General features: G+C 70.7%; 23 protein-coding genes and 2 pseudogenes. 14 read left to right on the plus strand and 11 right to left on the minus strand.

Annotated elements, in window-relative coordinates:
- Positions 1–149: 149 nt before the first annotated feature.
- From OG524_RS31405 to OG524_RS31415, 3 genes are read right to left on the minus strand one after another with little or no spacing between them, the layout of a single operon-like run.
- On the minus strand, positions 150–1,397 hold the full coding sequence (locus OG524_RS31405) for an MFS transporter (RefSeq protein WP_405812110.1): 1,248 nt from the start codon (positions 1,395–1,397) through the stop codon (positions 150–152).
- Complete coding sequence (locus OG524_RS31410) at positions 1,394–1,861, minus strand: ArsI/CadI family heavy metal resistance metalloenzyme (protein ID WP_405387233.1); 468 nt, start codon at positions 1,859–1,861, stop codon at positions 1,394–1,396. Before OG524_RS31410 ends, OG524_RS31405 begins: the two co-directional genes overlap by 4 nt.
- Before the next feature lie 60 nt (positions 1,862–1,921).
- On the minus strand, positions 1,922–3,316 hold the full coding sequence (locus tag OG524_RS31415) for an NAD(P)-binding domain-containing protein (RefSeq protein ID WP_405387231.1): 1,395 nt from the start codon (positions 3,314–3,316) through the stop codon (positions 1,922–1,924).
- A gap of 104 nt (positions 3,317–3,420) precedes the next feature.
- On the opposite strand from OG524_RS31415, the gene OG524_RS31420 reads away from it, so the two are divergent.
- Positions 3,421–3,786 carry an ArsR/SmtB family transcription factor gene (locus tag OG524_RS31420; RefSeq protein ID WP_405387229.1) on the plus strand — a complete coding sequence of 122 codons (366 nt, stop codon included), beginning with the start codon at positions 3,421–3,423 and terminating at the stop codon, positions 3,784–3,786.
- Positions 3,787–4,292: 506 nt separating this feature from the next.
- Here OG524_RS31420 and OG524_RS31425 read toward each other — a convergent pair.
- From OG524_RS31425 to OG524_RS31440, 4 genes are read right to left on the minus strand one after another with little or no spacing between them, the layout of a single operon-like run.
- Positions 4,293–5,351, minus strand: a complete 1,059-nt coding sequence (locus tag OG524_RS31425) for an ArsO family NAD(P)H-dependent flavin-containing monooxygenase (RefSeq protein ID WP_405387226.1) — start codon at positions 5,349–5,351, stop codon at positions 4,293–4,295.
- The gene (locus OG524_RS31430; protein ID WP_405387223.1) at positions 5,348–5,569 is read right to left on the minus strand and encodes a DUF2180 family protein; all 222 of its coding nucleotides are present in this window, start codon (positions 5,567–5,569) and stop codon (positions 5,348–5,350) included. Before OG524_RS31430 ends, OG524_RS31425 begins: the two co-directional genes overlap by 4 nt.
- The gene (gene arsB / locus OG524_RS31435; protein WP_405387221.1) at positions 5,569–6,690 is read right to left on the minus strand and encodes an ACR3 family arsenite efflux transporter; all 1,122 of its coding nucleotides are present in this window, start codon (positions 6,688–6,690) and stop codon (positions 5,569–5,571) included. Before arsB ends, OG524_RS31430 begins: the two co-directional genes overlap by 1 nt.
- Positions 6,687–6,995, minus strand: a complete 309-nt coding sequence (locus tag OG524_RS31440) for an ArsR/SmtB family transcription factor (RefSeq protein ID WP_405387218.1) — start codon at positions 6,993–6,995, stop codon at positions 6,687–6,689. Before OG524_RS31440 ends, arsB begins: the two co-directional genes overlap by 4 nt.
- Positions 6,996–7,090: 95 nt before the next feature.
- Here OG524_RS31440 and OG524_RS31445 point away from each other — a divergent pair, with 95 nt between their 5' ends.
- The 3 genes and pseudogenes from OG524_RS31445 to OG524_RS31455 all read left to right on the plus strand — a co-directional run bounded on the left by OG524_RS31445 (position 7,091) and on the right by OG524_RS31455 (position 8,878).
- Positions 7,091–7,504, plus strand: a complete 414-nt coding sequence (locus OG524_RS31445; RefSeq protein ID WP_405387216.1) for an arsenate reductase ArsC — start codon at positions 7,091–7,093, stop codon at positions 7,502–7,504.
- A pseudogene (locus tag OG524_RS31450) lies at positions 7,501–7,880 on the plus strand (NAD(P)/FAD-dependent oxidoreductase); the annotation flags it as partial. The gene OG524_RS31445 and the pseudogene OG524_RS31450, both read left to right, overlap by 4 nt.
- Positions 7,881–8,242: 362 nt before the next feature.
- On the plus strand, positions 8,243–8,878 hold the full coding sequence (locus OG524_RS31455; RefSeq protein WP_405387215.1) for a DUF6000 family protein: 636 nt from the start codon (positions 8,243–8,245) through the stop codon (positions 8,876–8,878).
- Positions 8,879–8,917: 39 nt separating this feature from the next.
- On the opposite strand, the gene OG524_RS31460 is transcribed toward OG524_RS31455, so the two are convergent.
- On the minus strand, positions 8,918–9,127 hold the full coding sequence (locus OG524_RS31460) for a hypothetical protein (RefSeq protein ID WP_405812524.1): 210 nt from the start codon (positions 9,125–9,127) through the stop codon (positions 8,918–8,920).
- 68 nt (positions 9,128–9,195) lie between these two features.
- Positions 9,196–9,504 (minus strand): hypothetical protein, encoded by a 309-nt coding sequence (locus OG524_RS31465; protein WP_405387212.1) that lies wholly within the window; start codon positions 9,502–9,504, stop codon positions 9,196–9,198.
- 175 nt (positions 9,505–9,679) lie between these two features.
- Here OG524_RS31465 and OG524_RS31470 point away from each other — a divergent pair, with 175 nt between their 5' ends.
- Together OG524_RS31470 and OG524_RS31475 are read left to right on the plus strand one after the other, a co-directional pair.
- On the plus strand, positions 9,680–10,522 hold the full coding sequence (locus tag OG524_RS31470; RefSeq protein ID WP_405812111.1) for a helix-turn-helix domain-containing protein: 843 nt from the start codon (positions 9,680–9,682) through the stop codon (positions 10,520–10,522).
- Complete coding sequence (locus tag OG524_RS31475; RefSeq protein ID WP_405812112.1) at positions 10,504–10,713, plus strand: DUF397 domain-containing protein; 210 nt, start codon at positions 10,504–10,506, stop codon at positions 10,711–10,713. Before OG524_RS31470 ends, OG524_RS31475 begins: the two co-directional genes overlap by 19 nt.
- Before the next feature lie 157 nt (positions 10,714–10,870).
- On the opposite strand, the gene fdhD is transcribed toward OG524_RS31475, so the two are convergent.
- Positions 10,871–11,719: a formate dehydrogenase accessory sulfurtransferase FdhD gene (gene fdhD / locus OG524_RS31480; protein WP_405387206.1), complete on the minus strand. Its 849-nt coding sequence runs from the start codon at positions 11,717–11,719 to the stop codon at positions 10,871–10,873.
- 5 nt (positions 11,720–11,724) lie between these two features.
- Entirely contained in the window at positions 11,725–12,231 is a 507-nt protein-coding gene (locus OG524_RS31485) for a hypothetical protein (RefSeq protein WP_405812113.1), read from the minus strand.
- An 87-nt stretch (positions 12,232–12,318) separates the two neighbouring features.
- Between OG524_RS31485 and OG524_RS31490 the strand changes: the two genes are divergently transcribed.
- The 8 genes and pseudogenes from OG524_RS31490 to OG524_RS31525 all read left to right on the plus strand — a co-directional run bounded on the left by OG524_RS31490 (position 12,319) and on the right by OG524_RS31525 (position 21,928).
- Positions 12,319–13,269, plus strand: a complete 951-nt coding sequence (locus tag OG524_RS31490; protein WP_405812114.1) for a beta-ketoacyl-ACP synthase III — start codon at positions 12,319–12,321, stop codon at positions 13,267–13,269.
- A gap of 60 nt (positions 13,270–13,329) precedes the next feature.
- Positions 13,330–14,034, plus strand: a pseudogene (locus OG524_RS31495) (GntR family transcriptional regulator).
- Positions 14,035–14,245: 211 nt separating this feature from the next.
- Positions 14,246–15,427: an ROK family protein gene (locus OG524_RS31500; protein ID WP_405387203.1), complete on the plus strand. Its 1,182-nt coding sequence runs from the start codon at positions 14,246–14,248 to the stop codon at positions 15,425–15,427.
- Between the two features lie 533 nt (positions 15,428–15,960).
- Positions 15,961–17,484 carry a sugar ABC transporter ATP-binding protein gene (locus OG524_RS31505; protein ID WP_405387201.1) on the plus strand — a complete coding sequence of 508 codons (1,524 nt, stop codon included), beginning with the start codon at positions 15,961–15,963 and terminating at the stop codon, positions 17,482–17,484.
- Entirely contained in the window at positions 17,481–18,527 is a 1,047-nt protein-coding gene (locus tag OG524_RS31510) for an ABC transporter permease (RefSeq protein WP_405387200.1), read from the plus strand. Before OG524_RS31505 ends, OG524_RS31510 begins: the two co-directional genes overlap by 4 nt.
- Before the next feature lie 69 nt (positions 18,528–18,596).
- Positions 18,597–19,634 (plus strand): substrate-binding domain-containing protein, encoded by a 1,038-nt coding sequence (locus OG524_RS31515; protein WP_405387198.1) that lies wholly within the window; start codon positions 18,597–18,599, stop codon positions 19,632–19,634.
- Between the two features lie 47 nt (positions 19,635–19,681).
- Entirely contained in the window at positions 19,682–20,911 is a 1,230-nt protein-coding gene (locus tag OG524_RS31520) for a Gfo/Idh/MocA family protein (RefSeq protein WP_405387195.1), read from the plus strand.
- 12 nt (positions 20,912–20,923) lie between these two features.
- Positions 20,924–21,928 (plus strand): sugar phosphate isomerase/epimerase family protein, encoded by a 1,005-nt coding sequence (locus OG524_RS31525; protein ID WP_405812115.1) that lies wholly within the window; start codon positions 20,924–20,926, stop codon positions 21,926–21,928.
- The last annotated feature ends 307 nt before the right edge of the window (positions 21,929–22,235 follow it).

The following is a 22,235-nucleotide window of genomic DNA, read 5'->3' on the forward strand; positions in this document are numbered from 1 at the left end:
GGAAGTGGTGGGAGTCCGAGGAGACTTGACGGCCAGTACGCCCTGCGGTCCTGGATCTTCGACCGTACTTGCCCCGGTCGACAGGATTCGGACCCGTCAGGTCCCACATGCCTCATTCCTTCCCCTTCCCGGCCGCGCCGGCGGGTGGCTCACTCGCCTGGCGGCCCCTGCCGCCCTGGTCGGCGCCCGCTGGTGCTCGCTGATCTGAGTGCGGTGAGGCAGGCGGCGGCCGAGATGGCCGCGAGCGCGATGAAGAGCTGGGGGTAGCCGCCGAGAGGTGCGGCGATGACGGCGCCTGCGAGGGGGGCGATGGCGGACGCTGTGGTGGTGGGTGCTGCGAGGAGCCCGGAGAGGCGGCCGTAGTGGGTGGTGCCCCAGCGGTCGGTGATGGCGGTCGCTTGCAGCAGGGTGAGGTTGCCGCGGACCATCCCGGCCGCGACCGACAAGGCGACCAACAGGGCGTAGGGGCCGGGCGTGAAGGCGAGGGCAGCTGTGGTGACGCCGCCGAGCGCGATCAGTGTGGTGGTGCGTGCGATGACCCTGGTGTGGCGGGCGAGTGTCGCGTACAGGGTGCGGCCGAGGGTCTGTCCGGCGCCGCCCAGGCCGAGCGCCCAGGCGGCCTGGCTGGTGGAGTACCCGCGCTCCAGGAGAAGCGGGACCAGGGCGACGACGACGGCGTAGACGGTGAACGCGGAGAGGGTCAGTGCGGTGGCCAGCATCCAGAAGGGTCGGCTGCGAACCACTGCGGCTGCGGAGTCGCCGGCGTGAGCTGGTGCGGGCGGTGCCTTCGGCCAGGGAGCTTTCAGTGCCAGGGCGTGGGCGGGCACGGTCACCGTGGCGAGGACGAGGGCAAGGACGGTATACGTGGCGCGCCAGGTCAGGTGGTCGGCGAGCATGGCCGTCAGGGGTGCGAAGAGGGTCGAGGCCAGTCCACCGGCGAGGGTGACGACGGTGAGGGCGCGAACGTGGTCGGGTGCCCACCAGCGGGTCAGCGCGGCGAAGGCGGGCTGGTAGAAGGTGGCCGCCATGGCCAGTCCTGCCAGCAGCCAGCCGGCGAAGAACACCGGCAGGTTGGGGGCGCCGGCAATGATGAGAATGCTCGCCGTGCCGAGGACGGAGCCGGCGGTCATGACGGTGCGCGGACCGCGGTGGTCGATGATCGACCCCACCCGGATCCCGGCGAAGGCGGAGATGAGCAGGGCTGCGGAGAACGCGGCTGTCGTGGCGCCGGTGGGCCAGCCGGTGTCGGCGGTGATGGCCGGGTTCAGGACCGGGAAGGCGTAGTAGACGATGCCCCAGCTGGTGATCTGTGTGGCGCACAGGGCGGGGAGCACGGCACGGGGCCGCGACCGGTCCCCCGTTCCGGTCGTGGCCCCGTGGGCATCGAGGTAGGTCACGGGCAGCAGCCACCGGCCTCGGCCGGCGCGGGCGGTCCTGCTTCGGTGACGGCCGGGCCCGCGCAACAGGTGCTGCTCTTCTGCTCGGCCATCGAGCCGGCGTCCGCCCTGACGACGTAGACCTCCCATGGTTCCTGGCCGGGGCCGTGGACCCAGACCTTGTCCTGGAGGGCGTAACAGCAGGTGGTGTCGTCCTCGATGTCGGTCGCCAGCCCTTCGTCCTGGAGTCGGGAGGCGGCGGAGTGGACTTCTTCGGTGGTGCCGACTTCGACGCCGAGGTGGTCCATGCGCGTCTCCGTGTCCGCTGTTCCTTGGACGAGGACCAGCTTGAGCGGTGGGTCGGCGATGGCGAAGTTGGCGTACCCCTCGCGCAGTTTGGCCGGCTCGGTCGCGAAGAGCTTGCTGTAGAAGGCGATCGAGGCTCGGAGGTCGGGGACGCGCAGAGCGAGTTGTATGCGTGACATGACGTTCCTCCTGACGCGGAGCGGAAGCGCCCCGGCCAGGGGTGGCCGGGGCACGCGGGTTCAGGACCCGCAGCACCCGCCGGAGGCTGTGTCCTCAGCGGCTGCGACCGGTACGGAGCTGCCGGTGCCGATCTGTACGAGGGCGGGTGCCGGGGCGCAGCAGCCGCCTTCGTCGCCCCGTCCGGCTGCCGGGTCGTCGAAGAGTCCGGCGCCGCCGCACACTCCGGTCTCCGGGAGGGTGAGTTCGACGCGGTCGGCGGACTCGGTGTCGCCGGCGATGGCGGCGGTGACGGAGCGGACCTGCTCGTAGCCGGTCATTGCGAGGAAGGTGGGGGCGCGGCCGTAGGACTTCATACCGACCAGGTAGACGCCCTGTTCGGGGTGGGACAGTTCGCGGTGGCCGTGCGGGTAGACGGTGCCGCAGGAGTGCTGGTTCGGGTCGATGAGCGGGGCGAGCTCCACCGGTGCCTGCAGGCGCTCGTCCAGGGCGAGACGAAGCTCGGACAGGAAGGAGAGGTCGGGGCGCAGGCCCGTCAGGACGATGACCTCGTCCACCGGGTCGAGGCGGCGGCCGTCCTCACCGACCAGGACCAGGCGGCCGTCGTCGGCGGGCTCGATGACTCCGGTGCGGAAGCCGGTGACGGCGTCGGCGTACCCGTCGTCGACGGCGGCCTTGGCGGCCAGGCCCAGGGCGCCGCGGGCGGGGAGCTGGTCGGCGCTGCCGCCGCCGAAGGTGGAGCCGCTGATGCCACGGCGCAGGATCCACACGGAGTGGGTGCCGGGTTCGTCCTTCGCGAGGTCGGCGAGGGTGGCCAGGGCGGTGAACGCGGAGGCGCCGGAGCCGATGACGGCGGTGCGCTTTCCCGCGTACCGGGCGCGGACGGTGGGGTCCTTCAGGTCGGGGATGCGGTAGGAGACGCGGGTGGAGGCGGCGTGTTCGCCCAGGGCGGGGAGTCCGTCGGCGCCGATCGGGCCGGGGGTGTGCCAGGTGCCGGAGGCGTCGATCACGGCCCGGCCCAGGATTCGTTCCTCGGCGCCGTCGGCGCGTGTGAGGCGGATGGTGAAGGGCTGCTGGTCGCGGTCGGCGTCGACGATCCGGTCGCGGCCGAGGCGGGATACTCCGGTGACGGTGGCGCCGTAGCGGACCTTGTCATCGAGGACGTCGGCGAGCGGCTGGAGGTACTGCTCGGCCCAGTCTCCGCCTGTGGGGTAGGTGTCCGCGGCGGGCTTGGTCCAGCCGGTCGGCGCCAGGAGCTTCTCGGCGGCGGGGTCGGTCAGTTCGCTCCAGGTGGAGAAGAGCCGTACGTGTGACCAGTCGCGCACCGCGGTGGCCGCGCTCGGCCCGGCTTCCAGGACCAGCGGTTCGATGCCGCGCTCGACGAGATGGGCAGCGGCTGCCAGCCCGGCGGGGCCGGCGCCGACGACGACAACCGGAAGGTCTGCAGTGGTGGTCATGGCGGTGATGTCCTCCGGGATGAGCGACCGTACCGTGTCGCTGTTTCGATCGATGTCTATATTCAAAGCTTGCCACTCGTATTGATGAGTGTCAACATAGACGTATGTCGAATTCAAAGGTTGTGGAGCTGCCGGTGCTGGGCCCCGAAGCGGCAGTGCCGTGCTGCCCGCCGATCACTGCCGGGGAGCTGTCGCAGGGCGACGCGGAGAGGATGGCCGTGATGTTCAAGGCGCTGTCCGACCCGGTGCGGCTGCGGCTGTTCTCCAGGGTCGCCTCACATCCCGGTGGCGAGGCGTGCGTGTGCGACATCCAGGACGTCGGCGTCTCCCAGCCGACCGTGTCCCACCATCTGAAGAAGCTTCGCGAGGCCGGCCTGCTGACTTCGGAACGGCGCGGGACCTGGGTCTACTACCAGGTCGCCCCGTCCGTCGTGGCGGCCATGTCCGCCATGCTCGACCTGCGCAGCTGACCTCCGGCCCGCGCCCGCGGGGCAACCGGCGCAGTCGGGCGGGCAGCAGTTCGCCAGGTACGCCTGGAGAGCGGAGAGGCGCTGGGCCATCGTGGCGCCGTCGGCCCGGTAATGGACCTGCTTGCCGTCCTTGCGGGAGATCACCGGGCCGCCGCGGCCGGTCGAGGCCGGCGAGCACCATGAACCGGTCACTCTCCGCGACACCGTCGCGCAGCATGCTGGTCGCCACGTCTTCGAGTACGGCCCGGATGACCAGGTGAGCGTTGGTCTCCCCGCCCCCGGCCGGCACCTGAGGACGGGCTGCCGGAGCTGCCGGAGCTGCCGGAGCACGAGGCCCTGGCACAGCTCGCGGCCTTCAGCGTCCTGGCTCGATGGGTGGACAGCGGGCCGATGCGGAACGCGGCCAGGCCGAAAAGGATGCCGATGGTCGTGATGCAGAGGCTGCGGCGACGTGGCCGGGTGGACAGTGCGGCCGTCGATTTCCCCTGATCACTGCTGGGGAGACGTCACTCCAGCAGGGCGGCGATCTCGCGGGCGGCGTTGCGTGCGGGCCGGCCGACGCCGATCAGCGTGGCGGAGGCGGGCCCGGTCCAGTCGCCGTAGCCCAGGAGATGCAGGCGCGGTTCGCCGACGGCCCGGGTTTCGTGGGTGTCGATGTGGCCGCGCAGACCACGCAGGCCGAGTGGGGCGAGGTGGGAGAGGGCGGGGCGGAAGCCGGTGCACCAGATCACCGCTGTGGCGTGAGCCCGCGTCCCGTCCGCCCACCGCACACCGTCCTCGGTGAGGGCGGTGAACATCGGCTGGGCCGTGAGCAGGCCGGCATCCCGTGCGGCGCGAACCGGAGCAACAGCGACGATGTCGCCCAGTGAGGCGACGCCGCCGGTGTCGGTGAGCCCCTCGTCCAGGGCTCGGCGCCGGGCGGTCGCGGCGTCGAACAGGGCACGGCCGTCGATGTCGTCGGCGAGGAACCGGGGCGGGCGCTGGGTGACCCACGTCAGGCCCACGTTGTCGTCCGCGGCGAGGTCCGCGGCGATCTGCGCGCCGGAGTTTCCCCCGCCGACCACGACGACGTGCTGCCCGGCGAAGTCGGAGGGCCGCCGGTAGCCGGTGGTGTGCAGCTGGCGCCCGGCGAACACCTCACGGCCCGGGACGGCGGGCAGGAAGGGCCGCCACCAGGTGCCGGTCGCCGAGATCACCGCCCGCGCCGACCAGTGCCCGGCGTCCGTCTCCACCAGCAGCCCTTTCCCGTCGCGGTGAACCGCTTCGACCTTGACCGGGCGGTGAACGGGCAGGCTGTAGCGCAGCTCGTAGTCGCTCAGGTAGTCCACCACGTGTGCGGCGTCGGGGTACTCCTGGCCCGGCTGTAGGGGCATGAGCCGCCCCGGCAGCGAGGAGAAGGCCGCCGGTGAGAACAGGTGCAGGGAGTTCCAGGTGTGCTGCCAAGCGCCGCCCGCAGTGCTCTGGGCGTCGAGGATCACGAAGTCCAGGTTCTGGCGGCGCAGGTGGTAACCGGCGGCGAGCCCTGCCTGACCACCACCGATCACGACGACATCGGTGGTGGTCACGGTGTGCGTACCGCTCCGGCCGGGGCGTGGGCTTCGGCGCAGACCGGGCACAGCAGGGTGCGCTCCTGGTGTTCGCCAGGAGTGCCGATGAGGCTTTTGTGGCGCACGCTGCGGGTCGCCGTGGGGGCGTGCCCCGCACACACCGCGGCCCCGCACCTGTGGCACACGCCGACGGCGTTGCTGTCCTCTCCTTCGGCGTGGCATTCCAGACAGTGCATCAGCTTTCCCTCCCGGCGGTGGTGACGGCGTCGGGGGCGAACTTCTTGCGCCAGGCGAGGGCGACGTAGACGAGGCCGATCAGGACGGGCACTTCGATGAGCGGTCCGACGACACCGGAGAGGGCCTGCCCGGACGTGACGCCGAAGGTGGCGATGGCGACGGCGATGGCCAGCTCGAAGTTGTTGCCCGCCGCGGTGAACGCGAGCGTGGTGGTGCGGTCGTACGCGAGGCCGAGGCCCTTGCCGAGGAGGAAGGTCCCGAAGAACATGATCGCGAAGTAGACCAGGAGCGGCAGCGCGATGCGTACGACGTCCATCGGCTGCGAGGTGATGGTCTTGCCCTGCAGGGCGAAGAGGATGACGATCGTGAACAGCAGGCCGTACAGCGCCCAGGGGCCGATCTTCGGCAGGAACGTCGCCTCGTAGTTGCTGCGGCCCATCTTCTGCTCGCCGATGCGGCGGGTGAGGAAGCCGGCGAGCAGCGGGATGCCGAGGAAGATGATGACGTTCAGCGCGATGTGCCAGACGGACACGTCCAGGCCCTGACCGTCGCCGAGGTTCATCCAGCGGGGCAGCAGGTCGAGGTAGAACCAGCCGAGCAGGCCGAACGCGATGACCTGGAAGACCGAGTTGAGGGCGACGAGGACGGCTGCGGCTTCGCGGTCCCCGCAGGCGAGGTCGTTCCAGATGATGACCATGGCGATGCACCGGGCGAGGCCGACGACGATCAGGCCGGTGCGGTACTCGGGCAGGTCGGGCAGGAAGATCCAGGCCAGCGCGAACATCACCGCGGGTCCGACGATCCAGTTGATGACCAGCGAGGAGATGAGCAGCTTGCGGTCGCTGGTCACGCGGTCGAGCCGGTCGTAGCGGACCTTCGCGAGGACCGGATACATCATGACCAGCAGGCCGAGCGCGATCGGCAGGGAGATCCCGCCGATCTCGATCGAGGCGAGCGCGTCGTTCATCCCCGGGACCAGACGGCCCAGGCCGAGACCGACGCCCATGGCGAGCAGGATCCACACCGCGAGGTAGCGGTCGAGGGTGGAGAGCTTCTTGACGATCGAGTCGTCCTCACCGCCGACCGGAGCGGGGGAGGTCGTGGGCTCGGTGGAGGTCACGGGCAGGCCCTCTTGTTCTCGGAAGCGGTACGGGCGGAGTCGGCCAGTGCGGCGAACTGCTCGGAGAGGCCGGCCAGGACCTCGGGCTTGAGCTTGTAGTAGGTGAAGCGGCCGCAGGGCTCGGTCTCCACCACGCCGGCCTCGCGCAGGACCTTCATGTGGTTGGAGAGGTTGGTCTGCTTCGCGCCGGTCTCCTCGACCAGGTGTGTCGTACAGAGCGTCTCGCGCGCCAGCAGGGTCACGATCTGGAGGCGGAGCGGATCGCCCAGCACCCGGATCAGATCAGTATCGACTGAAGTCAGCATGCACTGATATTCTCACATCATCGTCCGCTGATACCAGCGGGTGCTGAAGTCATTGGCGGCCGAGCGCCGTCATGTCACCAGAGAGAACGATCACCATGGCCGACAAGCCGTCCGTCCTGTTCGTCTGCGTCCACAACGCGGGCCGCTCCCAGATGGCCGCCGCCTGGCTGACCCACCTGGCCGGGGACCGTGTCGAGGTCCGCTCCGCCGGCTCGGCCCCGGGTGATGCCGTCAACCCTGCCGCCGTCGAAGCGATGGCCGAGGTCGGTATCGACATCTCCGCCGAGACCCCCAAGGTCCTCACCATCGACGCGGTCCGCGAGTCCGACGTCTGCATCACCATGGGCTGCGGCGACACCTGCCCCGTCTTCCCCGGCAAGCGCTACCTCGACTGGAAGCTCGAGGACCCCGCAGGCCAAGGCGTGGCCGCCGTCCGCCCCATCCGCGACGAGATCAGGACCCTGGTCGAGGGCCTGATCGCCGAGATCGCTCCGGAGGCCACGACGTGAGCGGGATACGCGACGTCGTCATCATCGGATCCGGCCCCGCCGGATACACCGCCGCCCTCTGCACGGCCGCGCCCAGCTCAGACCCGTGCTGTTCGGCGGCAGCAGCAGCAGTATCTTCGTCGGCGGCTCCCTGACGACGACGACCGAGGTGGAGAACTTCCCCGGTTCCCCCGATGGAGTCGACGGTCCCGACCTGATGAACAGGATGCGGGGCCCAGGCCGAGAAGTTCGGCGCGGAGATGATCGACGACGACATCACCGACGTTGACCTCACCGGCCCGTCAAACTCCTCACCGACTCGACCGGCGCTGTCCACCAGGCCCGTACGGTGATGGTTGCGACCGGTTCCGGCTACCGCAAACTCGGCATCGCCAGGCCTCCTCGACCAGGACGCCCTGGACCGGCTCAAGACCAGCTTCTACGAGACCGGGCGGGAACTCGGCCGCTGCCCGCGCCTGTCCCAAGAGGGCCCCTGCGAGTGCGAACTCTGGCCGACCTGCGCGAAATTCATCACCACACCTCAGTACGCCCCGAGACTGCGCGCACGCCTCTGCACCGAACGGGATGTGATCGCCGAGGCCCGCGGCTGGGCACGTGAGATCGAACGACCCGCGCGGATCGCCGACCCCACCCCCAGACTTCTCGACGGCCTCGGCGAACCCTCGGGTGATGCCATAGGGGAGTCCGTGACCCGAGAACCCACTGGACCGGCCCGACCGCCACAGCCAGGATGCGTCCATGCCCTTCCCTGAGCCGATGCCCGCCCCCGGAGCCGACACTCTCCGCCGCTACGTGATGGCTGCTCCGAGCCCCAAGACCGGCCGTTACCTGGACCTGCTCCACGGCAACTTCGTCAGGCTGCCCGCCGAAGAACGCACACAGTTCCTCCAGAACCTCGGCCTCGACTCGCGGAGTGTCACTGACGCCGAACTCACATTCATGCTCCAGCCCAACTGGCGCTCCCGGATCACCGCGGCATGGATGATCGGGCTGGACCGCCGCGAGCAGTTCCGTGAGCGCATTGGTGACCTCCTGCTCGCCAGCGAACTCACCTACGCAGGCCAGGGCTGCTGCATCGCACTCGCCCTGCTCGGCACCACCGAGGATGCGGCCCTGCTCACCACCTACCTGGACCGCTACCTCCGGCGGCCCGAGTGCCGATACGACCAGGAATGGGCGCTGGGCGCGCTCCTGCACCTCGACGGAGCCCTCGGCGCCACGCACGCCGCCGGGTTCCTGGAACCGGACGGACTCTGGAGCCAATGGGCCAACGACCGGAACACGCCCCCTGAAAGGTTGAGGCAGTACATCGGTGAAATGTGCGTCCTTGCCGACGAGTACGCGCAGCACGATGCCCCTCCCGAGCACCCCTGACGTCAGATGACGTCCTGGCCGCGGGGCTTCGCTGTGCCGTCAGCGGGGCCCGTCCTCCGCCCGGCCGGTGTGCGGGGCGCCCCGTATGCCGCTGAGTCCGAGGTCGGCACGGCTGCGGGCGTTTGCCTCGGCGACGCGGGCGCTCAGCAGCTCGGCCGGGCCGAGTGGCCGTAGGCGGGACGGGTCCGCGTCCCACTCGCGGCCACCGCCGAGCGGGCGGAGCTGGAGGTAAGGGCCCTCGTGACCCATCACCAGGCCGACCCGGCCGCTGTCGCAGTCGTGCACGGCCGCCCCGACGGAGAGGGCGCCGTCATCCGTCACCCGGCCGCTCCCTTCCTGATCACCGCGGCGAGGGCGTGCGCCACGGGAGCGGAGCAGACGCCGAGGTGGACGAGGGCGTAACGGGTCGGCCGTGCGCTGTCGTCGCTGTCCGTGTCCGGCCACGGGGTACGCACGTCCATCGCGGGCAGCTGGATACCTGCGCCGCTGAGCGCGGCGGCGAGGTCGTCGCGTGCGGCCACGGCCTCCTGGACCTTGGCCGTTGCCGTACGTCCTGCTCGGGAGGCGGGAGCGTTGGCCTGGGGCGTCCTGCGGGGGAGGGGCGGCTTCTGCGACGTGGGCGTCATCGGTGTCTTCCTTCGGTTGTGCTTTCGCGGATTCCTCTGCCTGACCACACGCCCGGTACTACGGTGCGTGAGGGGCTCGTTACGAGAGTGACCTGGTCAGAGGTGCGACACACCGAGGGCGGGGTGTGCTTCCCCGGCAGACGAGTCACGTTCCACACGTTCCACGGAGGACACGATGCCGACGAGGCGGGCGGTTTCGGGCCGCAGCAGGGAACCACGTGCACGGTTCGCGGAGGAGCTGCGGCACCTGCGTAGCGAGCGCGGCGACAGTCTGCGGCAGCTCGGCGAACGGCTGGGCTGGGACTGGTCGTTGTTCGGAAAGATGGAAAAGGGCGAGACAGTCGGTGGGCCGGAGGTCGTGCAGGCGCTGGACCAGTACTACGGGACACCGGGGCTGCTGCTGGCGTTGTGGGAACTGGCGATCAGCGACCAGACGCAGTTCAAGGAGCGGTATCGGCGGTACATGGCGCTGGAGGCGGAGGCGACGAGCCTGTGGCACTTCGCGGTGAGTGTGCTGCCGGGGTTGTTGCAGACCCCTGGGTACGCGAGGGAGGTGCTGGCGGCCGGCGGGATCAAGGGCCAGGAGCTGGACCAGCAGGTCGAGGCGCGAATGGGGCGGAGAGAACTGCTGGAGGGTGACGACTCGCCGCCGTTCCGCACGATTGTGTCGGAGGCGGTTCTCCGGACGCAGCTGCGTGAGCCTGGAGAGTGGCGAGGGCAGTTGGAATATCTGGGGGAGATGGGGGAGCGAGCCCAAGTAACGGTCCAGGTACTGCCGTTCAGTGCGGGGCCATACGGTCTCGACAGCACCGATGTGTGGTTCCTGCGTCTGCCGGGCGGGCGTACCGTGGCCTACACGGAGAATGCCTACAGGGGTGAACTCATCGAGGCGGAAGAGCCGGTTGAACGGCTGCAGCGGGCCTACGATGCGGTACGTGACTTGGCCTTGTCCCCCGCTGAGTCGCGGAAGTTCATCCTGCGCGTGTTGGAGGAAGTACCTTGCGATCCCTCGACCTGAGCGCCGTCAGCTGGCGCAAGAGTTCCTACAGCAACTCGGACGGTGGTGCTTGTGTGGAGGTCTCCGACGCCTTCACTGATGCCGTCCCGGTCCGTGACAGCAAGTGCCCACACGGTCCCGCGCTCACATTCGCGGCGGACGACTGGTCGTCGTTCGTCTCGGCTGTGAAGGACGGTGCGCTGAGCGCCTGAGGTGCTGGTTGCCCGAGGCGGCCCCGTTTGACCAGTCACCGGTCAACGGGGCCGTCGGCGTTTCGGTGTGCGGTGCATCTTTGCGGGAGAGGCCCGGCCGGCGCAGGGGGCGCTCCCGCCGGCCGGAACCTTTGGCCCGTGCAGCGGGCGGGCCGCCTCAGCCCCTGCCCACCGCTGCCTCCAGGGCGATGCGGTGGTCACCCGCGTACACGTTCATGGACGACCCCCGCAGGAAACCGACGAGGGTCAGTCCGCTCTCGGCCGCGAGGTCCACGGCCAGCGACGACGGTGCCGAGACCGCCGCGAGCATCGGGATCCCGGCCATCACCGCCTTCTGCACCAGCTCGAAGGAGGCGCGGCCCGACACCAGCAGGATCGACTGCGAGAGCGGCAGCCGCTCGTCCGTCAGCGCCCGCCCGACGAGCTTGTCGACCGCGTTGTGCCGGCCGACGTCCTCCCGGATGTCCATCAGCTCGCCCTCCGGCGAGAACAGTGCGGCGGCGTGCAGACCCCCGGTCCGGTCGAAGACCCGCTGCGCCTCGCGCAGCCGGTCGGGGAGGGCGGAGAGCAGTGCGGGCTCCACCCGGACCGGGGGAGTGTCGGCGACCGGGTGACGGGTCGTGGTGCGTACGGCGTCGAGGCTGGCCTTGCCGCAGAGTCCGCAGGACGACGTGGTGTACACATTGCGTTCCAGCGTGATGTCGGGGACCACGACGCCGGGCGCGAGCCGCACGTCCACCACGTTGTACGTGTTCTCCCCGTCGGCCGTCGCCCCGGCGCAGTACACGATCGACTGCACCTCGGAACCCTCGCCGATCACGCCCTCGCTCACCAGGAAACCGGCGGCGAGCGCGAAGTCGTCCCCCGGGGTGCGCATCGTGATGGCGAGCGGTTTGCCGTTCAGCCGGATCTCCAGGGGCTCCTCGGCGACGAGGGTGTCGGGGCGGGTGGTGACGGCCCCGTCCCGGATGCGGATGGTGCGGCGACGCTCAGTGACCCGTCCCATAGCCGTCAATCCCGATTCTGTACGTGTTGGAAGCCGAACCGGCCCTTGATACAGAGGTTGCCATGGGTCACCGGGTTGTCGTGCGGCGAGGTGACCTTGACGATCTCGTTGTCCTGCACGTGGAGGGTCACGCTGCAGCCCACACCGCAGATGTACGCGCCCGCGCCGCGCCGGATCTCGATGTCGAAGGCGTAGCCCTGACCGAGGACGTCCGGGCCGAGCAGCCCGCGGGCACGGGCGCTCGTCAGGGCGTGGCTCAGCCGGTCGTACGCGCGGGGGTACTCGCCGCGGAGGTAGACACAGCCGTGCGCCGCGCCGATCGCGTACCCGGCGATCGTCATCGCCTCGACCAGGGCGTACGGGGCGCCCTCCATGAGCACCCGGTCCTCGAAGGTCCCCGTGACAGGGTGTGCCTTCTGCAGGCCCCACCGTGGCCGTACCGGCGGGTTGTGTGGCAGGTGAGTGTCAGAGTTCCCCGGAAGGGCTTCCAGACGCTCCAACCTCCGGCCCATATTCCTGTGGGGTTACGTGCCCTTGTACCGATCGGTAGCAACCAAGACTGGGTGGTTCCTGCCATCCGTAGCGAGGGGAACCCGTACATGACCGGCTCACGTGTCGTGGCGCTCGGCCACTACCAGCCTGCCAAGGTGCTGACCAACCACGACCTGGCGGCCATGGTCGACACCAGCGACGAGTGGATCACCAGCCGCGTCGGCATCAAGACCCGGCACGTGGGCGGACCCGACGAGCCGGTGGACGAGCTGGCCGCGCACGCGGCTGCCAAGGCGCTGGCCTCGGCCGGTCTCCAGGCGGCGGACGTCGACATGGTCCTCGTCGCCACCTCCACCGCGATCGACCGCTCGCCGAGCATGTCCGCCCGGGTCGCCGCCCGCCTGGGCATGGGCTCGCCCGCCGTGATGGACATCAACGTGGTCTGCTCCGGGTTCACCCACGCGCTGGCCACCGCGGACCACGCGATCCGGGCCGGTGCCGCCACCCGCGCCCTGGTCATCGGAGCCGACAAGATGGGCGACATCGTCGACTGGACCGACCGCTCCACCTGCGTCCTGATGGGGGACGGCGCCGGGGCCGCCGTCGTCGTAGCGGACCAGGGCGCCGGTGACCGGCCCGGGATCGGCCCCGTCCTGTGGGGTTCGGTGCCGGAGATGGGCAACGCCGTACGCATCGAGGGCACGCCCCCGCGGTTCGCGCAGGAGGGCCAGTCCGTCTACCGCTGGGCGACCACACAGCTGCCGCCGATCGCCCGCAAGGTCTGCGAGCGGGCGGGCGTCACCCCCGAGGACCTCGCCGCCGTCGTGCTGCACCAGGCCAACCTGCGGATCATCGAGCCCGTCGCCCGGAAGATCGGCGCGGTCAACGCGGTCATCGCCCGCGACGTGGTGGACTCCGGCAACACTTCCGCCGCGTCGATCCCGATGGCCCTGTCCAAGCTGGTGGAACGGGGCGAGATCGAGAGCGGTGCGCCGGCCCTGCTCTTCGGCTTCGGCGGAAACCTCTCGTACGCGGGCCAAGTGATCCGCTGCCCCTGAGTGTGCGCGGGATCATCCCCCGGGGAGGCATTGTGCTCGGCAGTCCGTGGACGATAGGCAATGGCCGGGCGCCCGGAGGGGGGCCGCGATGCTGTCCGCAGGACTCTGCCGCAAGGAAGGGTGCCGAAGCTCGAACGGCCGGGACCTTTGCGCGAGCGCGTCTACGAGGCACTGACGGAGCTGATCACCACGCGGGCGCTCGGCCCCGGCCGGCATCTGGTCGAGAGTGAGCCGGCCGGGCATCTCGGGGTGGCGCGCCAGCCGGTGCGCGAGGCGCTCCAGCGGCTCAACACCGAGGGCTGGGTCGATCTGCGTCCCGCGCAGGGCGCCTTCGTCCACGAGCCCACCGAGGAGGAGGCGGACCAGCTGCTCTCGGTCCGTACGCTCCTGGAGGCCGAGGCGGCCCGGCTCCCCGCGGCCAACTCCGGCAGGGCGGGCATCGAGGCACTCCAGGCGCTCTGCACCCAGGGGGCGGGCCGTCGCCGCGGACGACGTGGACCTCGCCGTCGCCACGAACGCGGCCTTCCACGCCAAGGTCATGGAGCTGGCCGGCAACGTCGCCCTCGCCGAGCTGGCCGCGCAGGTCGACCGCGGGTCCGCTGGTACTAGACGCCGGTTGCCCGTCAGCGCGGAACCCGGTCCTGGATCGAGCACCGCGCGCTGATCGAGGCGATCTCCTCGCGGGACGAGCGGCGGGCGACCGAGATCGTGCGGGCGCACACGGAACACACACGCACGACGTACCACCAGCGCGAAAAGGGCTGAGGACGCGCGCGGGGCAGAGGCCGGAACGCAGGCGTTCCGGCCCCTTCCGCATCCCCGGCGCGTGGCCAGGAGCCCCGGCTTTGTCCTGAGTGTGGAGAAAGTTGGAGCGAATTCGTGCGCAACTTCTTCCCACTCCGGTAAACCGCTGCTACGTTCCCACTCGAAAGCCCGACGGACTGGCCGATGTGGCGGGGAGGGACGCGTGAGACGGATGACGGCACGACCCGCGAACACGCATCAGGCGCGGCTGCTCCGGCTGTTGCGCGACGGAGGACCCAACTCCCGTGCACAGCTGGGGGACCAGGTCGACCTCTCGCGTTCCAAGCTGGCCGTCGAGGTGGACCGGCTGCTGGAGACCGGACTCGTCGTCGCCGACGGGCTCGCCGCCTCCCGCGGCGGACGCCGCTCGCACAACATCCGGCTCGCCCCCGCGCTGCGCTTCCTCGGCGTCGACATCGGCGCCACCTCGATCGATGTGGCCGTCACCAACGCGGAGTTGGAGGTCCTCGGACACCTCAACCACCCCATGGACGTACGCGAGGGACCCGTCGCCGTCTTCGAGCAGGTGTTGTCCATGGCGGCCAAGCTCCGGGCCTCCGGCCTCGCCGAAGGATTCGACGGCGCCGGCATCGGCGTACCCGGACCGGTCCGCTTCCCGGAGGGCATACCGGTCGCACCGCCGATCATGCCCGGCTGGGACGGCTTCCCGGTCCGCGAGGCGCTCAGCCAGGAACTGGGCTGCCCCGTCATGGTCGACAACGACGTGAACCTGATGGCCATGGGGGAGCAGCACGCGGGCGTCGCCCGCTCCGTGGGCGACTTCCTCTGCGTCAAGATCGGTACGGGTATCGGCTGCGGCATCGTCGTCGGCGGCGAGGTCTACCGCGGTACGACGGGCAGCGCGGGCGACATCGGCCACATCCAGGTGGAACCCGACGGACGCTCCTGCGCCTGCGGCAACCGGGGCTGCCTGGAGGCCCACTTCAGCGGCGCCGCCCTCGCCCGTGACGCCGAGGACGCCGCCCGTGCGGGCCTGTCCGCGGAGCTGGCGGCCCGGCTGGACGCGGCCGGGACACTCACCGCCGTCGACGTGGCCGCCGCCGCGGCGGCCGGGGACCCCACCGCGCTGGACCTGATCCGCGAAGGCGGCAACAGGGTCGGCCAGGTCATCGCGGGACTCGTCAGCTTCTTCAACCCGGGCCTCGTCGTCATCGGCGGCGGGGTGACCGGGCTCGGCCACAACCTGCTGGCCAGCGTCCGGACCCAGGTCTACCGGAAGTCCCTGCCGCTGGCCACGGGCAACCTCCCCATCGTCCTCGGTGAGCTGGGGCCGACCGCCGGAGTCATCGGCGCGGCCAGGCTCATCAGCGACCACCTGTTCTCGCCGGCCTGATGCCCGGGCCGGTGCGCCGTGCGGCCCACACCGCACAGCCACCGCAGCAAGCAGCCTGATCCGAGCTCCGCCCCGTACCCGTACCCGCCCAGCAGCTTGATCCGAGCTCCGCCCCGTACCCGTACCCGCCCAGCAGCTTGATCCGAGCTCCGCCCCGTACCCGTACCCGCCCAGCAGCTTGATCCGAGCTCCGCCCCGTACCCGTACCCGCCCAGCAGCTTGATCCGAGCTCCGCCCCGCACCCGTACCCGCCCAGCAGCTTGATCCGAGCTCCGCCCCGCACCCGTACCCGCCCAGCAGCTTGATCCGAGCTCCGCCCCGTACCCGTACCCGCACCCGCAGCTGCCCGATCCGCGCCCCGCGCCCGCACCCGCCAGCAGTTCCGTCAGCAGTACGGCACCGCCGGTACTGCGCCCTGCCCGCTCACCGGCCTACCCCGCGCTCTCGGCTTCCTCCCCCAAGCTCTCGGCTTCGCCCGAGCAGGGGAGACCCCGTTGAGCAGGGGAGACCCCGTTTCGCCGAGGGGATTCGTCATGGCATCTGAACCACCCCTGCTCACCATGTCCGGCATCACCAAGTCCTTCCCCGGAGTGCGCGCACTCGACGGTGTGGACCTGGAGGTACAGGCCGGCGAGGTCCACTGCCTCCTCGGCCAGAACGGCGCCGGAAAGTCCACCCTCATCAAGGTGCTGGCCGGAGCCCACCAGCCCGACGGCGGCGCCATCACCTGGCGCGGCGAACCCGTGAGACTCTCCTCGCCGATCACCGCGATGCGCCTCGGCATCGCGACCATCTACCAGGAACTCGACCTGGTCGAGGGCCTGTCGGTCGCCGAGAACGTCTTCCTCGGCCACGAACCCACCACCGCCGGCTTCGTCGTCCGCATCCGTGACGCCAGGACCGCGGCAGCCGCGCTCCTCAAGCGCCTCGGCCACCCGGAGATCGACCCCGCCCGCGCCGTCGGCGACCTCTCCGCCGCCCACCAGCAGATCGTCTCCATGGCCCGGGCACTCTCCCACGACGTGCGGCTCATCGTGATGGACGAGCCGTCCGCCGCCCTGGACCCCGACGAGGTCGACAACCTCTTCCGCATCGTCGACGGCCTCACCGCCGACGGCGTCGCCGTCGTCTACATCTCGCACCGCCTGGAGGAGATCCGCCGCATCGGCGACCGGGTCACCGTGCTCAAGGACGGCCGGGCCGTCGCCGTAGGGCTTCCCGCCACGTCCACCCCCACGCGCGACATCGTTGCCAGGATGACCGGCCGCAACGTCGAGTACGTCTTCCCCGAGCGTCCCGCACCCGGTACCGGACGCGACGCGGAGCCGGTGCTCACCGTCGAAGGCCTGTACCGCAAGGGTGAGTTCGAACCGATCGACCTGGAGCTCAGGCCCGGTGAGATCGTCGGTCTCGCCGGACTCGTCGGCTCCGGCCGCTCCGAGATCCTGGAGACCGTCTACGGCGCCCGCAAGCCGACCGCGGGGCGGGTCACCGTCGCCGGCCGGCCGTTGAAACCCGGTAGCGTCCGGGCGGCCGTCGCCGCCGGAATCGGCCTCGCCCCCGAGGAACGCAAGGCGCAGGCCCTCCTGTTGACCGAATCCGTCACCCGTAACGTCTCGGTCTCCACCCTCTCCCGCTTCGCCCGCGCCGGCTGGATCGACCGGGGAGCCGAACGGACCGCCGCCAGGACCGCGACCCGCGAGCTCTCCCTGCGGCCGGACAACCCCGACGCGGCGGTCCGCACCCTCTCCGGCGGCAACCAGCAGAAGGCGGTCCTGGCCCGCTGGCTGCTGCGCGGCTGCCGGGTCCTGCTGCTCGACGAACCCACCCGCGGCGTCGACGTCGGCGCCCGCGCCGAGCTCTACGCCGTGATCCGCCGGCTGGCCGACGAAGGCCTCGCCGTACTGCTCGTCTCCAGCGAAGTGCCCGAAGTGCTGGGCCTCGCCGACCGGGTGCTGGTGCTCCGCGAAGGCCGCGTCGTACACACGGCCGCCGCCCAGGAGCTCGACGAGCACCGCGTACTCGACCTCGTCATGGAAGGGAGCCCGACGTCATGACACAGCCCGCACCGTCGGCGCAGCACCAGGGGCCGGAGAAGGGGCCCGCGACCGGCGCCGCCGCGCCACCCTCGACCCCCGGCGGTCTGCGCGCACTCGGTCTGCGCGCCGATGTCCGCAACCTGTCCCTGCTCGGCGTACTCGCCGTGCTGGTGGCCGTCGGCGGTCTCACCGAACCCGACGCGTTCCTGGACACCGGGAACCTCCAGCTGATCCTGACGCAGTCCTCCGTCATCGGAGTCGTCACCGTCGGCATGACCCTGGTCATCATCGGCGGCGGCATCGACCTGTCGGTCGGCGCGATGGTGGCCCTCGCCTCCGTCTGGGCGACGACGCTCGCCACCCAGGACTTCGGCTTCGCGGGCATCCTGTTCACGGCCGTGATCGTCGGACTCGCCGCCGGGCTCGTCAACGGGGTCCTCATCGCCTACGGGCGTATGGTCCCCTTCATCGCGACGCTCGCCATGCTCGCCTCGGCCCGCGGGCTCGCCCTGCAGATCACCGACGGCAAGACCCAGATCGTCACCGTCCAGTCCGTCCTCGACCTGGGCCTGCCCGACGCGTACGTCCTGGGCATCCCGCCCCTGGTCCTGGTCTTCGCCGCGGTCACCGTCGTCGGCTGGCTGGTCCTCAACCGGACCACGTTCGGCCGCCGTACGGTCGCCATCGGCGGCAACGCGGAAGCGGCCAGGCTCGCCGGCATCGACGTACGCCGCCAGCGGCTCTACCTTTACCTGCTCTCCGGCCTGTGCTGCGGCATCGCCGCCTTCATGCTGATCATCCTGTCCGGCTCCGGACAGAACACCAACGGCAACCTGTACGAGCTCGACGCCATCGCCGCCGCGATCATCGGCGGCACCCTCCTCAGCGGCGGCCGCGGCACCATCGTCGGCTCCGTGCTCGGGGTCCTCGTCTTCACCACGATCACCAACATCTTCGCGCTCAACAACCTGCAGAGCGACGTCCAGCAGATCGCCAAGGGCGCGATCATCGTCGCCGCCGTCCTGGTCCAGCGCCGCACGCTCCGCAACGGCGAGACCTGACCTCTCCGCGTCACCGACCAGCCACCCGCAGTTCCGTAGCCAAGACACCGGATGAAGGGTTTGACAGCCATGCCAGAAACCAGCCGCAGAGGACTGCTCCTCGGCACCGCGGCCGTCTCCGCGGGAGCCTTCCTCACCGCCTGTACCAGCAACGAGCCCAAGGCCCAGGCAACCGCCCAGAACAACCGGCCCGCCGCCGACGACAAGCCGGGCAAGGCCGTCACCATCGGCTTCGCCGGACCGCAGGCCGACCACGGCTGGCTCAACGCGATCAACGTGAACGCCAAGTCGCGGGCGGAGAAGTACTCCGAGGTGACCCTGGAGATCACCGAGGGCTCCAACGACACCGCCGCCCAGATCGGCCAGGTCAAGACCCTCATCAACAAGAAGGTCGACGTCCTCGTCATCCTCCCCGCCGACGGCAAGGCACTCACCCAGGTCGGTCTGGAGGCGATGAAGGCGGGCATCCCGGTCGTCAACCTGGACCGCGTCTTCGCCTCCCCGCAGGCCTACCGCTGCTGGGTCGGCGGTGACAACTACGGCATGGGCCTCAACGCCGGCCACTACATCGGCGAGCAGCTCAAGGACAAGGCGAACGCCAAGGTCGTCGAGCTCGCGGGCATCGACAACCTGGAGCTCACCAAGCAGCGCAGCCAGGGCTTCGCCGACGCGCTGAAGAACTACTCCAACATCAAGCTGGTGGCCCGTCAGGCCGCCGACTTCACCGTCGAGTCCGGCCAGGCAAAGATGGCTCAACTCCTGCAGGCACAGAAGCAGTTCGACGCCCTGTGGAACCACGACGACGACCAGGGCGTGGGCGCCCTGCGGGCCATCCAGCAGGCCGGCCGCGACGAGTTCATCATGGTCGGCGGAGCCGGGGCCAAGTCCGCGATGGACGCCATCAAGGCCGACAACAGCGTCCTGAAGGCCACCGTGCTGTACCCGCCGACGATGGCCGCCTCCGCCATCGACCTGGCGCGCGCCCTCGGCCAGGGGAAGGGCGTCCTGGGTCTTTCCGAAATGGAGATCCCGACCTCGCTCACCCTGTACTCGGCCGTCGTCACCAAGGACAACATCGACCAGTACCTGCCGACGGGCTTCAGCTGATCCCGCACCACCGCCGCCACCGAACCACCGACGAGGAGGAAGCCCGCATGGCCCGTAGGGAAGAGACGGAGCAGGAGACCGAGGCCCCGCCGCCGGCACAGCGGCCGGCGACGCTCGGGGTCGGCATGGTCGGGTACGCGTTCATGGGCGCCGCCCACTCCCAGGGGTGGCGCACCGCAGGACACGTCTTCGACCTGCCGATGAGACCCGCTCTCGCCGCCGTCTGCGGACGCGACCGTACGGCCGTCGAGACCGCCGCCGCCCGTCACGGCTGGGCGGCGACGGAGACCGACTGGCGCGCCCTGATCGCCCGGGACGACGTGCAACTGGTCGACATCTGCACACCCGGCGACAGCCATGCGGAGATCGCCATCGCCGCCCTGGAGGCGGGCAAGCACGTGCTGTGCGAGAAGCCGCTCGCCAACTCGGTCGCCGAGGCGGAGGCCATGGTGGACGCGGCCGAACGGGCCGCGGCCCGCGGCCAGGTGGCGATCGTGGGCTTCAACTACCGCAAGGTGCCCGCCATCACGTACGCCCGCACGCTGATCGCCGAGGGCCGGCTGGGCCCCCTGCGCCACGTGCGGGCCACCTACCTCCAGGACTGGCTGGTCGACCCCGAATCGCCGCTGACCTGGCGGCTCAAGCGCGAGCACGCCGGATCCGGCGCGCTGGGAGACCTCGGGGCGCACATCGTCGACCTCGCCCAGTACCTGGCCGGGGAACTCCTCGTCGGGGTGTCGGCGGTGACCGAGACGTTCGTCCGCGAACGCCCCGTCCTCGCCGGCCCGGCGGCCGGACTGTCCGGCACCGCCGACGGGACCGCACGGGGGGCGGTCACCGTCGACGACGCGGCCCTGTTCACCGGGCGCCTCGCCTCCGGCGCGCTGGCCTCCTTCGAGGCGACGCGCATGGCGGCCGGCCGCAAGAACGCCCTTCGCCTGGAGGTCAACGGCGAGCTGGGGTCGATCGCCTTCGACCTGGAACGGCTCAACGAACTGTCCTTCCACGACCACACCGAACCCGCCACCTCGGCCGGCTTCCGCCGGATCCTCGTCACGGAACCCGAACACCCCTACCTGGAAGCGTGGTGGCCGCCGGGCCACGCACTGGGCTACGAGCACACGTTCGTCCACCAGGCCCGCGACGTGGTGCACACCATCGCCACAGGGACCGCGCCCGTACCGTCGTTCGCCGACGGCCTCCAGGTGCAGCGGGTGCTCGCCGCCGTCGAGGAGAGCGCAGCGAAGAACTCCGTCCACACCCCGGTCCCCTTCTAGGAGGTCCCGCGCATGCCCCGTCCGTTCACACTCTTCACCGGCCAGTGGGCCGACCTGCCGCTGGAGGAGGTCTGCCGGCACGCCCGGGACTTCGGCTACGACGGTCTCGAACTCGCCTGCTGGGGCGACCACTTCGAGGTGGACAAGGCCCTCGCGGATCCCGGCTACCTGGACGGGCGGCGGCAGCTGCTCGACAAGTACGGGCTGAAGTGCTGGGCGATCTCCAACCACCTGGTGGGCCAGGCCGTCTGCGACAACCCGATCGACGAACGCCACCAGGGCATCCTGCCCGGCCGGATCTGGGGCGACGGGGAGCCGGAAGGCGTACGCAGGCGGGCCGCGGAGGAGATCAAGAACACCGCGCGGGCGGCGGCCGCGTTCGGTGTGGACACGGTCATCGGCTTCACCGGGTCCTCGATCTGGCATCTGGTCGCCATGTTCCCGCCGGTCCCGCCGCGCATGATCGAGCGCGGGTACGAGGACTTCGCGGAGCGGTGGAACCCGATCCTGGACGTCTTCGACGCGGAGGGCGTGCGCTTCGCCCACGAGGTGCACCCCAGCGAGATCGCGTACGACTACTGGACCACGCACCGCGCCCTGGAGGCCGTCGGCCACCGGCCCGCGTTCGGACTGAACTTCGACCCGAGCCACTTCGTGTGGCAGGACCTCGACCCGGTCGGCTTCCTCTACGACTTCCGGGACCGGATCTACCACGTCGACTGCAAGGAGGCCCGCAAGCGCCTCGACGGCCGCAACGGCCGGCTCGGCTCCCATCTGCCATGGGGCGACCCGCGGCGCGGCTGGGACTTCGTCTCGGCCGGGCACGGTGACGTGCCCTGGGAGGACGTCTTCCGGATGCTGCGGTCCATCGGGTACGAGGGGCCGGTGTCGGTGGAGTGGGAGGACGCGGGCATGGACCGGCTGACGGGGGCGCCGGAGGCGCTCGCTTCGCTGAAGCGGTTCGATTTCGACCCGCCGAGTGCGTCGTTCGACGCGGCGTTCGGGGGCGGGGACTAGCCGGGGCGCCGCCCTGCGGCTCCTCCGGGGGCTCCGCCCCCGGACCCCCGCTCCTCAATCGCCGGAGGGGCTTGAGGGGGCCGCCGGAGGGGTCCGCCGGGGAGGCTTGAGGGGGCCGCCGGAGGGGTTCGAGGGGTCTGCCGGGGAGGCTTGAGGGGGCTGGCGGAGGGGTTCGAGGGGTCTGCCGAGGAGGCTTGAGAGGGCCGGCGGAAGGGCTTGGGGGGGGGCTACCGAGGAGGCTTGAGGGGGCCGCCGGAAGGGCTTGGGGGGTCTGCCGAGGAGGCTTGAGGGGGCCGGCGGGGGGGTT

It is taken from the genome of Streptomyces sp. NBC_01520 (assembly GCF_045040375.1).
In the GTDB taxonomy this organism is placed as follows: domain Bacteria; phylum Actinomycetota; class Actinomycetes; order Streptomycetales; family Streptomycetaceae; genus Streptomyces.

Excerpts from the sequence above, each read along its gene's own strand:
- OG524_RS31525 (WP_405812115.1), top strand. The coding sequence starts at position 20,924 with ATGCCCCGTCCGTTCACACTCTTCACCGGCCAGTGGGCCGACCTGCCG.
- OG524_RS31510 (WP_405387200.1), top strand. The coding sequence starts at position 17,481 with ATGACACAGCCCGCACCGTCGGCGCAGCACCAGGGGCCGGAGAAGGGG.
- OG524_RS31430 (WP_405387223.1), bottom strand. The coding sequence starts at position 5,569 with ATGCACTGTCTGGAATGCCACGCCGAAGGAGAGGACAGCAACGCCGTC.
- OG524_RS31440 (WP_405387218.1), bottom strand. The coding sequence starts at position 6,995 with ATGCTGACTTCAGTCGATACTGATCTGATCCGGGTGCTGGGCGATCCG.
- OG524_RS31460 (WP_405812524.1), bottom strand. The coding sequence starts at position 9,127 with ATGGGTCACGAGGGCCCTTACCTCCAGCTCCGCCCGCTCGGCGGTGGC.
- OG524_RS31520 (WP_405387195.1), top strand. The coding sequence starts at position 19,682 with ATGGCCCGTAGGGAAGAGACGGAGCAGGAGACCGAGGCCCCGCCGCCG.
- OG524_RS31445 (WP_405387216.1), top strand. The coding sequence starts at position 7,091 with ATGGCCGACAAGCCGTCCGTCCTGTTCGTCTGCGTCCACAACGCGGGC.
- OG524_RS31465 (WP_405387212.1), bottom strand. The coding sequence starts at position 9,504 with ATGACGCCCACGTCGCAGAAGCCGCCCCTCCCCCGCAGGACGCCCCAG.
- OG524_RS31490 (WP_405812114.1), top strand. The coding sequence starts at position 12,319 with ATGACCGGCTCACGTGTCGTGGCGCTCGGCCACTACCAGCCTGCCAAG.
- OG524_RS31505 (WP_405387201.1), top strand. The coding sequence starts at position 15,961 with ATGGCATCTGAACCACCCCTGCTCACCATGTCCGGCATCACCAAGTCC.
- OG524_RS31410 (WP_405387233.1), bottom strand. The coding sequence starts at position 1,861 with ATGTCACGCATACAACTCGCTCTGCGCGTCCCCGACCTCCGAGCCTCG.
- OG524_RS31500 (WP_405387203.1), top strand. The coding sequence starts at position 14,246 with ATGACGGCACGACCCGCGAACACGCATCAGGCGCGGCTGCTCCGGCTG.
- OG524_RS31455 (WP_405387215.1), top strand. The coding sequence starts at position 8,243 with ATGCCCTTCCCTGAGCCGATGCCCGCCCCCGGAGCCGACACTCTCCGC.
- OG524_RS31415 (WP_405387231.1), bottom strand. The coding sequence starts at position 3,316 with ATGACCACCACTGCAGACCTTCCGGTTGTCGTCGTCGGCGCCGGCCCC.
- OG524_RS31420 (WP_405387229.1), top strand. The coding sequence starts at position 3,421 with ATGTCGAATTCAAAGGTTGTGGAGCTGCCGGTGCTGGGCCCCGAAGCG.
- fdhD (WP_405387206.1), bottom strand. The coding sequence starts at position 11,719 with ATGGGACGGGTCACTGAGCGTCGCCGCACCATCCGCATCCGGGACGGG.
- OG524_RS31515 (WP_405387198.1), top strand. The coding sequence starts at position 18,597 with ATGCCAGAAACCAGCCGCAGAGGACTGCTCCTCGGCACCGCGGCCGTC.
- OG524_RS31485 (WP_405812113.1), bottom strand. The coding sequence starts at position 12,231 with ATGGGCCGGAGGTTGGAGCGTCTGGAAGCCCTTCCGGGGAACTCTGAC.
- OG524_RS31470 (WP_405812111.1), top strand. The coding sequence starts at position 9,680 with ATGCCGACGAGGCGGGCGGTTTCGGGCCGCAGCAGGGAACCACGTGCA.